Source organism: Allobosea sp. P4_H5 (assembly GCF_056400825.1).
This window is the reverse complement of record NZ_JBFUKM010000005.1, coordinates 327,858-342,851: the sequence shown is the minus strand read 5'-3', so window position 1 is coordinate 342,851 and position 14,994 is coordinate 327,858. Positions and strand designations below refer to the sequence as shown.

Annotated in this window: 10 protein-coding genes; 5 read left to right on the top strand and 5 right to left on the bottom strand. The window is 66.8% G+C overall.

Annotated features, from left to right (window positions below):
* Positions 1-3: 3 nt before the first annotated feature.
* Complete coding sequence (locus AC1DS0_RS12935; protein ID WP_476814740.1) at positions 4-759, bottom strand: IclR family transcriptional regulator; 756 nt, start codon at positions 757-759, stop codon at positions 4-6.
* A 286-nt stretch (positions 760-1,045) separates the two neighbouring features.
* On the opposite strand from AC1DS0_RS12935, the gene AC1DS0_RS12930 reads away from it, so the two are divergent.
* Positions 1,046-3,127 carry a TonB-dependent receptor gene (locus AC1DS0_RS12930; protein ID WP_476814739.1) on the top strand — a complete coding sequence of 694 codons (2,082 nt, stop codon included), beginning with the start codon at positions 1,046-1,048 and terminating at the stop codon, positions 3,125-3,127.
* A 97-nt stretch (positions 3,128-3,224) separates the two neighbouring features.
* Positions 3,225-4,262 carry a methyltransferase gene (locus tag AC1DS0_RS12925; protein ID WP_476814738.1) on the top strand — a complete coding sequence of 346 codons (1,038 nt, stop codon included), beginning with the start codon at positions 3,225-3,227 and terminating at the stop codon, positions 4,260-4,262.
* Positions 4,263-4,284: 22 nt separating this feature from the next.
* Here AC1DS0_RS12925 and AC1DS0_RS12920 read toward each other — a convergent pair whose 3' ends face one another.
* Genes AC1DS0_RS12920 through AC1DS0_RS12905 form a run of 4 tightly spaced genes read right to left on the bottom strand, consistent with a single transcriptional unit; the run spans position 4,285 to position 8,655 of the window.
* Positions 4,285-5,004 carry a 4'-phosphopantetheinyl transferase family protein gene (locus AC1DS0_RS12920; protein WP_476814737.1) on the bottom strand — a complete coding sequence of 240 codons (720 nt, stop codon included), beginning with the start codon at positions 5,002-5,004 and terminating at the stop codon, positions 4,285-4,287.
* The gene (locus tag AC1DS0_RS12915; RefSeq protein ID WP_476814736.1) at positions 4,968-5,840 is read right to left on the bottom strand and encodes an isochorismatase; all 873 of its coding nucleotides are present in this window, start codon (positions 5,838-5,840) and stop codon (positions 4,968-4,970) included. The genes AC1DS0_RS12920 and AC1DS0_RS12915 overlap by 37 nt, the downstream gene beginning before the upstream one ends.
* A 29-nt stretch (positions 5,841-5,869) precedes the next feature.
* Positions 5,870-7,474 (bottom strand): (2,3-dihydroxybenzoyl)adenylate synthase, encoded by a 1,605-nt coding sequence (locus tag AC1DS0_RS12910; protein WP_476814735.1) that lies wholly within the window; start codon positions 7,472-7,474, stop codon positions 5,870-5,872.
* 17 nt (positions 7,475-7,491) lie between these two features.
* A complete protein-coding gene (locus AC1DS0_RS12905; RefSeq protein ID WP_476814734.1) occupies positions 7,492-8,655 on the bottom strand; it encodes an isochorismate synthase in 1,164 nt (387 codons plus the stop codon).
* 136 nt (positions 8,656-8,791) lie between these two features.
* Between AC1DS0_RS12905 and AC1DS0_RS12900 the strand changes: the two genes are divergently transcribed.
* Genes AC1DS0_RS12900 through AC1DS0_RS12890 form a run of 3 tightly spaced genes read left to right on the top strand, consistent with a single transcriptional unit; the run spans position 8,792 to position 14,915 of the window.
* Positions 8,792-10,384 (top strand): condensation domain-containing protein, encoded by a 1,593-nt coding sequence (locus AC1DS0_RS12900; RefSeq protein ID WP_476814733.1) that lies wholly within the window; start codon positions 8,792-8,794, stop codon positions 10,382-10,384.
* Positions 10,374-13,505, top strand: a complete 3,132-nt coding sequence (locus tag AC1DS0_RS12895; RefSeq protein WP_476814732.1) for an amino acid adenylation domain-containing protein — start codon at positions 10,374-10,376, stop codon at positions 13,503-13,505. Before AC1DS0_RS12900 ends, AC1DS0_RS12895 begins: the two co-directional genes overlap by 11 nt.
* Before the next feature lie 42 nt (positions 13,506-13,547).
* Complete coding sequence (locus AC1DS0_RS12890) at positions 13,548-14,915, top strand: condensation domain-containing protein (RefSeq protein ID WP_476814731.1); 1,368 nt, start codon at positions 13,548-13,550, stop codon at positions 14,913-14,915.
* Positions 14,916-14,994 lie beyond the last annotated feature (79 nt).

Sequence of the window (14,994 nt, the reverse complement as noted above, 5' to 3'; positions counted from 1 at the left end):
GGCTCAGGCGCCGCCCGAATCCCGCGTCGCCGACCGTGCTGCGGCGAACAGCGCCTCGCGATGCCCCTCGGCTTCGGCCGTCTTGACGAAGGAGACGGTGGTGACGACGCAGGCGATCTCGCCGAGCGCATTGAAGACCGGCGCCGCCTTGCCAGTCAGCAGCGAGAACAGGTGTTCGTTCAGCTCCGCGCCCCCGTCACGCCTGACGGTATCGAGCATCTCGGCCGGCGGGCGGCTGCCGCGGAAGGAGGCCGGCTGCAGCTTGCGCGCAGCGGCGATCGCCTCCTTCGGCAGATGCGCCTGGAAGACGAAGCCGCAGGCGGTGTTGTCGACAGGCAGGACGTCGCCCAGCGTCACCGTGCTGAGCGCGAAATCGGTGTTGCGATACCAGCGCACGATGGTCGGGCCGCGCTCCGTCCAGATCGCCACGCCGCAGCTGGCGGCGATATCGGACGCCAGCGTCTTCATCGCCCGGGCCGCGACCTCGACGGCATCGATACGCCTGAGCGCGCGGACCCCGATGCTGAGTGCGACCGGGCCGAGATCGTAATGGCCGGTGACGTCGTCCTGCGCCGCCAGCCCCTCCCGCACCAGGCTTTGCATATAGCGATGGGCGGTGGACGAGCCGGTACGCGCCCGCCGGGCGATCTCGCCCAGCACCAGAGGCCCGTCCGCCTTGGCCAGGATGTCGAGGAAGCGGGCGGCGATCGAGACCGACTGGATCGTCGGCGAGCGTTTGGTGCTGAGGCTGGTCGTCATGCGAATCGCGGCAGGAAAGCGCGGCAGATGCCGGCCCACGCTTTGTGACACCGGGAGCCTGCCCGGGACAAGCACCGCCCTCATTCGAGCGCTTCCAAACATCGCGCCACGCCAGCCCCAGAACTGCGACCGGAAAAGCACAGCGGGACGGCAATACGGCGATCTTGTGCTCGCCTCGTGTTGACATGCGGAATGCATCCCGCACTGTAGGATCATTCAGTGTGACCCTCGCGAGCCACGGCCTTGTCCCCAGCCAGCGAGATTTGATCGGGTGGTGGGGAACATCATGTCGTCCAAGCTTGTCCTGACGCGCAGCGTGAGCTTCGTGTCGCTGATCGCCGTCGCGGCGGCGATGCCGGCCTTCGCGCAGAGCAATCCGGCCCCGACGGCCGGAACGATCGAGCTCGATGCGATCACGGTCACCGGCGAGAAGGTCGAGCGCGATCTGAAGAACACGGCGTCGTCGGTCTCGGTCATCACCGACAAGGACATCGCCCGGGCGAACACCGGAAATGCAACCGTGTCCGAGATCCTCGTCGGCACGCCCAACGTGACCTATAGCGATACCGTCAGCGCTCCGATCATCCGCGGCCTGGACACGCAAGGCCCGCTCACCGGCCAGAACTCGTTCTGGGGCGGCACGGTGCCGCGCGCCACGATCAATGTCGACGGCCACTATCTCAGCTACAACGAGTTCTATTTCGGCGCGACCTCGCCCTGGGACGTCAAGAGCATCGAGGTCTTCCGCGGGCCGCAGACGACATCGCAGGGTGCCAACGCCATCGCCGGCGCGATCATCGTCAACACCAAGGACCCGACCTTCACGCGCGAAGCGGGCTTCCTGACCGAATTCGGCAGCTATGCGACGCGCCGCGCGGCGCTGATGCTGTCGGGGCCGATCATCAAGGACCAGCTCGCCGGGCGCATCACGCTCGATTATTCTGGCCGCGACACCTTCATCGACTACATCAGCCCGAACTTCCAGACGCGCTATGCCGACCAGGACTTCCGAAACCTGAACCTGCGGGCCAAGCTGCTCTGGCGCCCGACGGAATTGCCCGGCTTCGAGGCGAAGCTCACCTATTCGCGCAATGAGAGCAACCGGCCGAGCCAGGAGGCGGCGTCGGCCCCGTTCGACCGGTTGAAGCACGTCACCACGACGATGCCGAGCTTCAAGCAGAACAGCAACACCGGCATCCTCGACCTCAGCTATGATTTCGGCAACCGCCTCAAGCTGTCCAACCAGACGCAGTTCACCGACCTCTCGGTGAGCCGCAAGACCGGCCTACTCGGCAATGGCGACGCCTATATCACCCAGCGGAACATCTCGAACGAGCTCCGGCTGAACTATGGCGAGCAGAACGACGTCCTCAGCGGCGTCGCCGGCGTCTATTACGCCCACACCAAGACGGACGAGATCCTCTACCTCACCGGCCAGTCGACCTTCGACGATACCAAGCGCAATCTCGGCATCTTCGGCGAGGTCAGCTATCGCCTGACCGATCGCTGGACCTTCACCGGCTCGCTTCGCTTCCAGCAGGACCAGATCGAGCGCGAAGGCCGTACCGTCTTTGCGCGGCAAGGCGTCGATTTCGACAAGACCTTCCAGGCCGTGCTGCCGAAGGCCTCGATCGCCTATGCGGTGACGCCGGACTGGACGGTCGGCGCGCTGGTCAACCGCGGCTACAATCCCGGCGGCGTCTCGCTCAACCTCACCGCCGGCCGCTGGCAGCCATTCCAGGAGGAGACGTCGTGGAACTATGAGCTGTTCACCCGCGCCAGCCTGCTGAACAACCGGCTGAACGTCAGCGGCAACCTGTTCTACACCGACTTCCAGAACGCCCAGTACTTCATCCCGGTCGTGCTATCGACGGGCGTGGTGCAGTCCTATGCGATCAATGCCGAGAAGGCCCATGCCTACGGGCTCGAGGTCAATGCCGATTATCGCCTGCTCGACAATCTGACGCTGAAGGCCGGCGCCGGCCTGCTGCGGACCGAGATCGACAAGATCTCCGCCAATGCCGGCTACAAGGGCAACGAATTCGCGAAATCGCCGGGCTACATGGTGAGCTTTGGCGCGAGCTGGGACGTCACCAGCAAGCTCAACCTCACCGCCCAGCTCCGTCACACCGACGGCTACTATTCCGACGTCGCCAATACGCGTCTCTACCTGATCAAGCCCTATACGATCGCCGACATACGCGCGAGCTATCAGATCACCGACAATCTGCAGGTCTATGGCTACGTCAAGAACATCTTCGACGAGCGCAAGCCGACCTATATGCAGCAGAATCGCGGCATCGGCGGCACCGAGGCGAGCATGACCGAGCCGCGCATGTTCGGCGCCGGCATCAAGGGCACGTTCTGAACGAGCGCACGCAGCGCGCCTGACAAAGGCGGCGCAGCGGCGAGCGATTGCGCCCGCCGCGCCCTGCCCGCCCCCACCATCCTGCAAGGAGGTTCGCATGAACGACCTGTCGCGCCCGGCTGCGCCACCGCCCGGCCCGCCTTTGCGCCTGCTTCAGCAGATCGCCGCCTATCGCACCTCCCATTGCATCCGCACCGCGGTCGAGCTCGGCATCCCCGCCTTGCTGCAGGAGGGGCCGCAGACCGCCGGCGAACTCGCCCAGCGCATCGGCGGCAAGGCCGAGCTGCTGACAAGGCTGCTCGGCCATCTCGTCAATGAGGAGATCATCGGTCGCGATGATGCAGGCTGCTTTGTCGCCCTGCCGACGACGCGCGCCCTCGTGCCCGGCCACCCCCATTCGCTGGTGCCCTGGGTTCGCTTCGAGCTCGATCCGCTGCACGGACGCGCCTGGGAGCGGCTCGGCGAGCAGATCCGAGGCGGCACGCCTGCCTTCGAACTCGCCCATGGCAGCCCGTTCTTCAGCTGGCTCGGCCAGGACGAGGCGGCGCAGGAGCGCTTCGACATCCAGATGCGCGCGATCGCGACGGCGCTGATCGGCGTCGCGGTACGCCACGTCCAGTTCGCGACCGGCGAGACGATCGTCGATGTCGGTGGCGGCGACGGCTCGCTGCTGGCCGAATTGCTCGGCCGCAATCCCGGCACCAGCGGCGTGCTCTATGAGTTGCCGCGAGCGACCGAGGCGCTCAATCCGCGCTTCACCGAGCTGGTGCAGGCCGGACGCGCCCGGGTGCAGCATGGCTCGTTCTTCGAGGAGATCCCGTCCGGTGGCGATGCCTATGTCTTCAGCCGGATCCTGCACGACTTCGACGACGCAGCCGCCGGCCGGATCCTCGCCAACGCCAAGGCCGCGACCATGGGGCAAGAGCGCTTCGTCGTGGTCGACATCATGGTCGATCCCGCCCGAGCCAGGCCGAACGAGACCTCGCAGGACCTGCTGATGATGGTGCTGATGGGCGGGCAGGAGCGCAGCGCCGGCGAGTTCTCGCAGCTGCTGGCCGCGAGCGGCTTCGAGACCGCCTCAATCACGCCGACCGCCTCGCCCTTCCATATCCTGGAATTCCGCCACCCGCGCTGAGGCGGGTGGCGCGCCGGCTCCGTCAAGCCAGGACCAGCACGCGCGTCAGCAGCAGATCGCCGAGGCGTGCGAAGCGGGTTTCGATCTCGCGGCCGGCCGGCAACTCGGGCGAAAGCTCCTCGACGAGGCGCAGGTGCGCCGTGCCCTGGCCGTCCCAGGCCACCAGCTCGGAGAGCTGGAAGGACATCGGGCGGCGCAGCAGCGGGTGCAGCGCCTTGAACAGGCTCTCCTTGGCCGAGAACGCCAGCGTCACCGAGAAGGGGTCGTTCGCGAGATAACGGCCCTCCCGAGGCGTCAATGCCTCGGATGCGATCTCGATCGCAGCCTGCCCGTCCATGATCCGCTCGATGTCGATTCCGATGCCGAGGCAGCTGCCTGCGCGGGCAGTGATCGCGATGGCCAGGTCGCCGCTATGCGAGATGGAGCCGAGGGTGCCGTCAGGCCAGAGCGGCGAACGATCAGACGCCATGCCGGGACAGGCGCCCTGCCCGGTCAGCAACCGCAGGGCCTCGCTGGCACAGTGCCGGCCGGCCAGCCACTCGGCGCGGCGCCGGGGTGCGGCCCGCGCGATGCGATCCGGCAAGATGACATCGGAATCTGCCGGACCGAGCTCGCGCGGAAACCGCATCGCGACGCAGCGATAGTCGACGGGCTCGTCCTGCCAGGGATGGAGCAGCTCCGGCCCGCTCTCCACTAGCGCCCGGCTCAAGCCGCCAGGCGGCGCTGCTCGATCAGCGACCACCAGCCGTTCAGCGTCGGCACGCGGGCGAGGTCATCAAAGCCGACGATGACGCCGCGTTCCTTCAGTTCGCTGGCGAGCACCATGACCTGCACGGAATCCAGCCCGTAAAAGATCAAGTTCTCTTCCGGGTCGAGCTCGGTCTCGTCCTCGACCAGTTCGAGCACGCGCGCCTGCAGCCATTCGCGCGTCGCCTGAGGACGTTCCGCCACGCCCGCCACGCTTTCGGTCGAAACCAGCGCACCGCAGCGCGTCGCGACATAGCGCAGCGCCATCAGATGCTCGGCCTCGGAGAAATCGGCGACGGCGTCACCGACCAGGAAGGGCTGGATATCGCTCATGAAGGCGTCGACCGCCGTCACCATGCAGCCGATATGGGCGTAGACGCCGCCGATCACGAGCTGATCGCGACCGAGCGAGCGCATCCGTTCCAGCAGGTCGGAGCGCTTGAAGGCGCTGTAGCGCCATTTGGTCAGGACGATGTCCTCCGGCCCCGGCGCAAGCTCGGTGACGACCTCCCGAAGATCGGGCGCAGCGACCGTGAGGCCCGGCCCCCACATGTCGTTGAGCAGAGCGCGGTCACCGGCCGGCTGCTCATGCGGCTGGGCCGTATAGACGACCGGCACGCCATTGGCCCGCGCCCAGTCGCGCAGGCGTACGAGATTGCCGACCAGCTGCGGCAGCAGCCGGCCCTTGGCATCGTAGAAGCGCAGGAAATAGCGCTGCATGTCGTGGATCAGCAGCACGGCGCGCTTCGGATCCGGCCGCCATTGCGTGCGGTTGGCCGGAAAGGCGCTCGCCGGCGGCATCGGATAGTCGGTGATCTGCGGAATGGCCATGGAATCTCTCGTGAACTGGATGAGGAGGATCAGACGAGCTCGGCGCGCAGGCGCTTCTTGTCGATCTTGCCGACAGGGGTGAGTGGCATCGTCTCGATGAAGCGGACGCGATCCGGCAGCTTGTATTCGGCGACGCCGAGCTCCAGCAGGTGGCGCCTCAGAACCGGCCCGCGCAGGGCCGCGTCGCGGGCGACGATAAAGGCGCAGCTCTTCTCGCCAAGCAGTACATCCTGCATGGCGACCAGCGCGGCATGCGTCACCTCCGGATGGCGCAGCAGGAGGTTCTCGATCTCCTCGGCCGCGACCTTCTCGCCGCCGCGATTGATCTGGTCCTTGACCCGGCCAACCACGCGCAGATAACCGCCGCGGACACGCTGCACGACGTCGCCGGAGTAGTAGAACCCGTCCGCGTCGAAGACCTTGGCGCTGTGCTCGGGCGCACGGTAATAGCCGCGGAAGGTGTAGGGACCGCGCGTCGCCAGCTCGCCGCTCTCTCCCTCCGGAACGGGGTCGCCATCCTCGTCGACGATCTTGACCTCGTCATCCGGGCTGATCGGCCGCCCCTGGGTGGTTAAGACGATCTCGTCGTCATCGCCGAAGCGGGTGTAGTTCACCAGCCCCTCGGCCATGCCGAAGACCTGCTGCAGCGCGCAGCCGAACACCCCGGGCACCTGCCGCGCCAGCGCCTCGGCGAAGCTGGCGCCGCCCACTTGCATCAAGCTGAGCGAGTCGAGCTTCGGCTTCTCTCTCCCCGCCGCCTCCAGCCAGAGCGCCACCGCCGTCGGCACCAGCGCGACCATGTCGACCTGGTGCTGCTCGATCAAAGCAAAGCAAGCGAGCGGCTCGGGGCTCGCCGCCAGCACGACGCGGCCGCCGGCATGGAAGACGCCGAGCGCGCCTGGGGACGAGAGCAGGAAATTGTGCCCGGCCGGCAGCGCACAGAGGAACCGCGTCTGCGGCGACAGCCCGCAAATCTCGGCGCTCGCCCGGACGCTGTAGTCATAGTCGTTATGGGTGCGCGGGATCAGCTTCGGCGTGCCGGTGCTGCCGCCCGAGAGCTGGAAGAACGCAACCTCGTCGGCGGGCGATGGCGAGCCTGCCGGGGCGGCGCTGGTCTCGGACGCCAGCCAGCGCTCGAGATCGTTGTAGGCGCGGTTGCCGCCGAGCAACAGCACGAGCGACAGGCGCGGCGAGAGTGTGCGCAGCTCGGCGGTGAAATCATCGTCGGCAAACAATTCGTGCGCGCGCGCTCCGATCACCAGCCGCGGCTCGATCTGCTGGGCATAAGAGGTCATCTCCAGCTTGCGGTGGCTGAAGAGCGCATTGATCGGAGCGACCCCGATCTTCAGCAGCGCGAAGAAGACGATGTAGAATTCGGCGCAGTTCGGCAGCTGCACCAGCGCCGTATCGCCTTGGCCAAGCCCGGCTTCGCTCAGTCGGAAGGCCAGATTCGAGGCCCGCCGATCGAGCTCGGCATAGCTGATCTGCCTGTCGCCGCAGATGATCGCGATGGAGTCTGGGCGCTCCTGCCGCTGCGTGTCGAGGATGCGGGTCAAGGGCTGGTCGAGCCAGTAGCCGCGCGAACGATAGCGCGCGGCGAAATCCGCCGGCCAGCGCTGGAAGTCGATGGTCATGCCATGGTCCTTCGATGTCAGGCGGCGAGGCCGCAGGCGCTGAGCATGGTGCCGAGCTTGGCCTGCACTTCCTCCCATTCGGAGGCGGGGTTGGAGGCCTCGACGATCCCCGCACCGGCGAAGAGTTGCAGCGTATCGCGCCGCGCGATGCCGCAGCGGATGGTGATCGCCCATTCGCCATTGCCCTGCGCATCACACCAGCCGACCAGGCCGGTGAACAGCCCGCGCTCGAAAGGCTCGACGTAGCGGATCAGCTTGTGGGCACTCTCGGTCGGGAAGCCGCAGACCGCCGGCGTCGGATGAATGATGCAGGCGAGCTGGAGCGCGGTCATCGCCGGGTCCTTCAGCGCGCCCTCGATCCGTGTCGACAGATGCCACATCGCCGCCGTGCTCATCAGGGAGGGCGCGCCCGGAACATCGAGCTCCGCGCAGAGCGGCGACAGGATCGAGCGGATGTTCTCGATCACCAGCCGGTGCTCGTACTGGTCCTTCTGCGAGCGCTCCAGCTGCTCGGCCGCCGCGCGATCGGCCTGCGGATCGGGCTGCCGCTTGGCCGAGCCCGCCAGCGGGTTCGAGACGATCCGGCCGCCCTCCTTGCGGATCAGCAGCTCGGGGCTGACTCCGACAAGCTCGCCCTCGTCGGGCAAGGGAACCCTGAACAGATAGCCCTGGCTGTTCTGGGCGCGCAGGCTGGCCAGCAGCCGGCCGACATCCATGCTCCCGGCGAAACGCAATTCGCGGATCACCGACAGCACCGCCTTGCGGACATCGCTGTGGCGGAAATTGACGATGGCGTGCTCGACCGCCTTCTTGAAGCCGTCCTCATCCGGAAGGCTGCGCTGGTCGAGCAGGTCGGGAACGTCCAGATGCCCGCCCGCCGCCTCCACCGGAGCGGCCTGCTCGCGCCATTCATAGGCTGCCGGGACATAAAGGCAGGACGGCTCGCGCACATCGAAGGGAATGGCCCCGATCAGGATCGGATTGCCCTGCCCTGCCCGCCTGGCCCGCTCGAAAGCAGCCTCAACCGCCGCGTGCAAGCCCTGTCCGCGATCTTGCCCACCGCGGGCCGGCACGGAAATCCATTCGTGGATTCCAGATGACAACAACTCTCGGCCACTTGATGCGAATAAAGCACCAAATTTGAACTTAAAGTTCTGTTTCAAGGCTAAATTTTCCAGCATTGAAGTTATCCTACTTCTAAAGAGGCTTCATTCACGATGCTGATCGCAAGCATTGACAGCTTCTTGCTTTCGTAAGAAGCAATGTCAACCGAAATCAACTTAAGCATTCCGATTATAGATTTTCAAAACAAATGCCATGAACATAGAACAATTGACCCCTATGCAGGCCGCTTATTGGGTTGGCCGCCAGTCTTCTGACGCTCTCGGCGGGGTGGCGGCGCATCTTTATGGCGAGTTCGACGATTTTGGCCTCGAACCCGAGCGGCTGCGCGACGCCGTTTGCAGGCTCTGCCGGCTGCATCCAATGCTGAGGCTGCGGATCGATGCCGAAGGCTGCCAGCATCTCGATCCGGCAGCCGATCCATTGCCGCTCGATGTCGAGGACATGCGGGAGCTTTCGGCAGATGCGCGGGAAGCCCGCCTCCTCGCCAAGCGCCGGAGCTGGAGCCATCGCCGGCTCGATCTCGCCCGCAGCGAGGCGGCGGCACTCGGCCTCACCCTCCTGCCCGATGGCGCCTGCCGGCTGCATGTCGACACCGACATGATCGCGATCGATCCGAACAGCTTTCGGCTCGTCATGGAGGATCTCGCCCGGCTCTACGAACATCCGGATCAGCCGCAAGCGCCCACCTCTCATGGCTTCTTCGACTGGCTGAACCTGGCAGCTGGCGGAGCCGAAGGCGCAGAACGGCGCGAGCGCGACAGGGCTTGGTGGCGCGCCCGTCTCGCTGACGTCCCCCCGGCGCCCAATCTGCCCGCAACACCTCATGCTTCGGCAGAGCCAGCAAGCGAGCGCCTGGCCGCCTGGCTTTCGCCCGACGAGCGCCGCGCTCTGGAAAGACGCGCCCGCGATCTGCGGGTGACGCCATCCGTATTGGCACTCGGCCTCTTCGCAGCCGTGCTCGGCCAGTCTACGGGGCAGGCCCGCTTCCGCTTGAACGTGCCGAGCTTCTGGCGCGCACCGCTGGTTCCCGAGGTCGAGCGGATCGTCGGCGAATTCTCGAACGTGCTGATCCTCGGCGTCGATCTTGCTGCCGCGACGACGTTGGCCGAGCTGTGCCGCGACATCGGCCGCCAGATGGCCGAGCTCATTGCGCATGACGGCTATCCCGGCGTCAGCGTGATGCGCGACCTGTCGCGATTGCACGGCTCGGTGCAGACCGCGCCGGTCGTCTTCACCGCCGGCCTCGGGATTTCCGGCGGCGAGCTCTTCAGCGAGACCGTCAGGCGCGTCTTCGGCGCGATTAACTGGGTGATCTCGCAGGGGCCGCACGTGGCGATCGATGCCCAGGTCGCAGCCTGCGACGGTGGTATCCTGATCAACTGGGATGTCCGTCTCGACGCGCTGCCGGAGGCCTGGGTCCGCGAGACCTTCGAGGCCTATGTCGCGCTGCTGCGCGAGGTCGTAGCACGTCCAGAGACACTCGACGCCGCGGCGAATGCAGGGCCGAGCCGAGAGCCCGCCAATCCAACCGAAGACATGCTGATCATCCTGCTCGGGCGCCTGTCACCCGGCGAAGCGGTGCACGAGGGCAGCGTGATCAGCGAAGCCGCCCATGCCGAGATCACCCGCTTCCTCGACCGCTATTGCCCCACCGGCGCGCCATCGCGTCCGGATCTCGACGAGGTGGTGACGCCTCGCAGCCTCGCCCGTCTCGTCCGCGCCCGATCGGGCGGCGCCTCCGATGAGATCGCGCGTATATTCCTGGAGACGATCGATGCGGGATGATTTTTCCGATGCCGCGCAGGGCGGAGCCTTCGGCCGGGACGACGCGCCGCTGACCGACCTGCAGCAGGCCTATCTGCTCGGCCGCGAGCGGCATTTGCCGCTGGGCGGCGTCGCCATGCAGGAATTTCGCGAATATCGCGGCGCGATCGATATCGAGGTGCTGCCGCAGCGCCTTCTGGCGTTGGTCGGACGGCATCCCGCCTTGCGCACGCATATCGACGCGCAGCGCCGGGTTTCGTGGGTCTCGTCAGAGCCGGGCATCAATTACGACCAGATCGACCTGCGCGGCCTGTCACAGGCAGAGGCGCTGGCCTGGATCGATGGGCAGCGCGAGGACTACGCCCATCGCCTGTTCGATCTCGCACGCTCGCCCTGGAATTTGACGGTGTTCCGCCTGCCGGAACCGGAAGCGGATGATCCCGACCCGACGACCTGCGTGCTGTTCGCCCGCTTCGATGCCTTGATCCTCGACGGCCGCGCCATCGCTTCGCTGCTGGTCGAACTGCTGGGCGGCGAAGCACCGAGCCTCGGGGCCGCGGCCCTGCCACCGCCGGCCAATGAGGCGAAGCGGCGTGAGGACGCCGCCTATTGGGTCCAGAAGCTCCAGCCCGTCGAGGGGCCACCGCAACTGCCGTGGACGAAGCCGCTGGAGGCGATTCCCGCCTCACGCTACGAGCGCGAGAGCCTGACGATCTCCCGCGAGCGTTTCACCACGATCTGCCGCCTCGCCGCCAGGGAACGCCTGTTCAAGAACACGGCGGTGACGGCGGTCATTCTCGAAACCTTGTCGCATTGGCTGGGCGAAGGCGCGCTCTGCGTCGGTATTCCCGTCGCCCCCGCCACCTCGGCCGAACTCGCCAACCGGTCGAGCTTCATCGCCGTCAACTGGGATGCCCAGCAGGGCGGCTTCCGCGAGCGCGCACAATCCCTGCAGGGCGATGTACTGGAGGGGCTGGAGCATCTTTCGCAATCCGGCGTCCAGATCAGCCGCCTCCTGATGAACGCCCATCCGGGAGGGCCGGCCCTGCCTGTCGTCATCACCAATGGCCTCGGCTGGCCGAAGCTGGCGAAGGATACCGGCATCCGCCGCCATGCCGGCCTGACCCAGACGCCACAGGTCGCCGTCGATATCCGCTTCCGCGACGATGACGAGGGCAACCTTGTCGTCGACATCGACTATGCCCGCGAGGCGATCGACCGCGGAATCATCAGCGACATCCTCGCCGCGCTCGACCGGCAAACCGCCGCGATCTGGGAGCGGAGTGCCTTCGAGATCGTGCGAAGCGAGATGCTCGATCTCGGCCACTACCGGCTCAACGGCTCAGAGGGCGATTTCGCCTGCAGCCGCTTCCTGCAACGCATCGCCGACAATCTCTTCTCCGGAGACAAGGACAAGATCGCCCTGATCTCCGGCGCCAGCCGGATCTCCTATGGCGAGCTCGGCGCGGATGTTGGCAAGGCGCTGGCGGCGCTGCGGCAACGCGGTGTCGGCAGAGGCGATGTCGTCGCGATCTGCCTGCCGCGCGGGCCCGAGCACACCGCGATCACGCTCGCCTGCGCGCTTTCCGGCGCGATCTGGGTGCCGATCGACGCGGCCTCGCCGCCCGAGCGGCGGGACTATCTCCTCGCCAATTGCCGACCGGCACTGGTGGTATCGACGGCCGCGGTCTCGGATCATGAGGCGGCGACGCCCGAGGCCTTGCTGGCGGACGAGCCACCAGCCGATCCGCTGGCGTTGCTGCCGGCGCTCGATGCGCTCTCGGCCAGCGACGAGCCCGCCTATTACCTCTACACCTCAGGCACCACCGGCCGGCCGAAATGCGTGGTGCTCTCGAACCGGGCGACCTCCAACGTCATCGGCCGCACGCTGGAGAACTGGCAGGCCAACGAAAGCGACGTCTTCATCTCGGTGACGCCGCTGCATCACGACATGTCGATCTTCGACGTGTTCGGCTGCCTGACGGCGGGCGCGACCCTGGTCCAGCCGGCGCCGGGCGAGGAGAAAGACGCGATCGCCTGGAACCGGCTTGTCGCCGAGCACAAGGTCACGCTCTGGTGCTCCGTGCCGGCGATCCTGGAGATGCTGCTGTCCTGCCGGCGCGGCGACGAACTGCGGTCGCTGCGCCTGATCGCCCAGGGCGGCGACTACATCAAGCCGGCGGTGATCGCCGAACTGCGCCGTCTCGATCCGACCCTGCGGCTGGTCTCGCTCGGCGGGCCGACCGAGACGACGATCTGGAGCATCTGGCACGAGATCGCGCCTGAGGACATCGGGCAGGTCCCCTATGGCCGGCCGCTGCCGGGCAATCGCTATTTCATCCTGAACGAGCGTGGCGAGCATTGCCCGCCCGAAGTCGTCGGGCGCATTCACACCGCCGGCGTCAATGTCGCGCTCGGCTATCTCCAGGACGGCGTGCTCGGACAGACCGATTTCGTCACCGTCGCGGATGAAGCCGGCAAGCCGGTGCGTGCCTTCCGCACCGGCGACCGCGGCCGCTATCGCCATGACGGCAATATCCTCTTCGCGAGCCGGGTCGACGGCTACGTCAAGATTCGCGGCGTGCGCGTCTCCTTGCCCGATATCGAGGCGGAGCTCGGCGCCCATGCCGGGATTCGCCAATTGCTGGTGGCCGATTGCGGCGTCGAACAGCGCGGCGAGGCCGAGATCGGCGTGATCTATGTGCCGGCGCAAGCAGGCAAGCCGAGCGCCGCCGAATTGCGCGCCCACGCCCGGCGCGTCCTGCCGGATTCGCATGTCCCGACCCGCTTCGTCGAGGTCGAGGCGCTGCCGCTTTCGGCGAACGGCAAGCCCGATCGCCGAAAGGCCCGCGAACTGCTGGCTGCCGCCGCCGAGCGCCGCGAACCGGCCGTGGCTGCACCGCCAGCCAACTCGCGCAGCCGCAGGATTCTCGACCTCTACCTCGCCGTGCTCGGCCAGCCAGCCTCACCGGACATCGACGACACCACCGATTTTGTCCGCCTCGGCCTGCTACCCTCCCACCTCAAATCCGTGACGAGCCGCATCCGCGACGAGCTCGACGCCGATCTGACGCCGCATCAGCTGCTGCGCTGCCGCAATGCCGGACAGGTCGCGCTGCTGCTCCGCGACCAGGAGCGGTGAGGCAACTCGCCGCCGCCCGCATAGTCCGAACAGGAGATTCCTATGTCGCAGGCCGATTCGCGCCGCGCCCTGATGCCACTCACCCTGCCGCAGCTCGATTTCTGGGAGGAGTTCACCTTCCATCCCGATGAGCCGATCGCGACCGTGGCGCATTGCCTCGACATCGACGGTGTCACGGACGAGCAGGCATTGGTCGCGGCCATCACCCAGACCATCGCCGAATCCGACGTGCTCTGCGTGCGCTTCCGCGTCGAGCAGGGCCGCGAGACGCCGCTTCAGAGCTGTGATCCGCAATTGCGGCCTGTCCTCCAGCAATATGACCTGAGGAGCGTCGCCGATCCCCTGCAGGATGCTCGGCTGCGCATGGAAGCGGATGTCGCAGCACCGCTCGACCTGCGTGGCGACGGCCTTGCGGCGACCTGGCTGCTGCGCGTCGATGAGCGGCGTTATCTCTGGTACATCCGCGCCCACCACATCGTCCTCGACGGCTATGGCTTCACGCTGATCGAGCAGCGCTGCGGTCAGCTCTATTCGCAAGCCCTGGCCGGCGGCAAGGCTGGCCCGGCCTTCCACCCCTTCGCCAGCTTCATCGCCGAGGAGGAGGCTTATCGCGCCAGTCGTCGGCACGAGAGCGACCGCGCCTATTGGAGGGACGAGTTCGCCGCGCACTCCCCGCTGCCGGTGCTGCATCGTGGCGACAAGCAGGCCGGCGACGCGCCGCACGAGGTCTATGGCACGCTGTCGGCGGATGTGAGCGCGGGCTTGCGCCGCCTCTCGCAGGAGACCGGCATCGGCTGGCCCGATCTGCTGGTGCTGCTCTCCGGGCTCTATCTCTCGCGCAGCCTGCCACGGCAGCGGATCGACGGGCACGAGGTCCTGGCCTTCTGGCTGCCCTTCATGAGCCGCTGGGGCAGCCTCGCCGCGCACACGCCTGCCATGGTCGTCAACATCCTGCCCTTCCATCTGTCGTTCGGGTCGGAGGAGAGCCTCGAAGACGTCCTGCGCGGAAACGCCGCCACGCTGCGGACGCAGCGCCGCCATGGCCGCTACCGGATCGAAGAGATCGCCATGGACAACGGCATGCCGGAGGGCAGTCGTTATTTCTTCTCGCCGCTGATCAATGTGCTGCCGTTCAGCGCCCCGAGCTTCCATGCCTGCAAGGTGACGCGGGAGGTCATGGGCAGCGGCCAGGGCGAGGGCATCGACCTGACCTTCCGCGGCGAGGACGATGGCAGCGAGCTGTCATTCGCGATGTCGGCCGACCCGGCCATGTTCGCCAGGGAGCCATTCGAGCGGCATGGCGAGGAGCTGCCCCCCTTTCTCGCGCGGGCTCTCGCACTGGAGGCGCTGGCTCGCCCGGTTGCGGAGCTTCTGGAAGAGCTGAGCGAGGATGTGCTCGGCCTAGTCTGAGCGCGACAGTGCCGTCATGCTCGCCCTTGTGGCGAGCATCCACGTCTTGAACACAGCGTAGCTCGAAGGAGACGTGGAT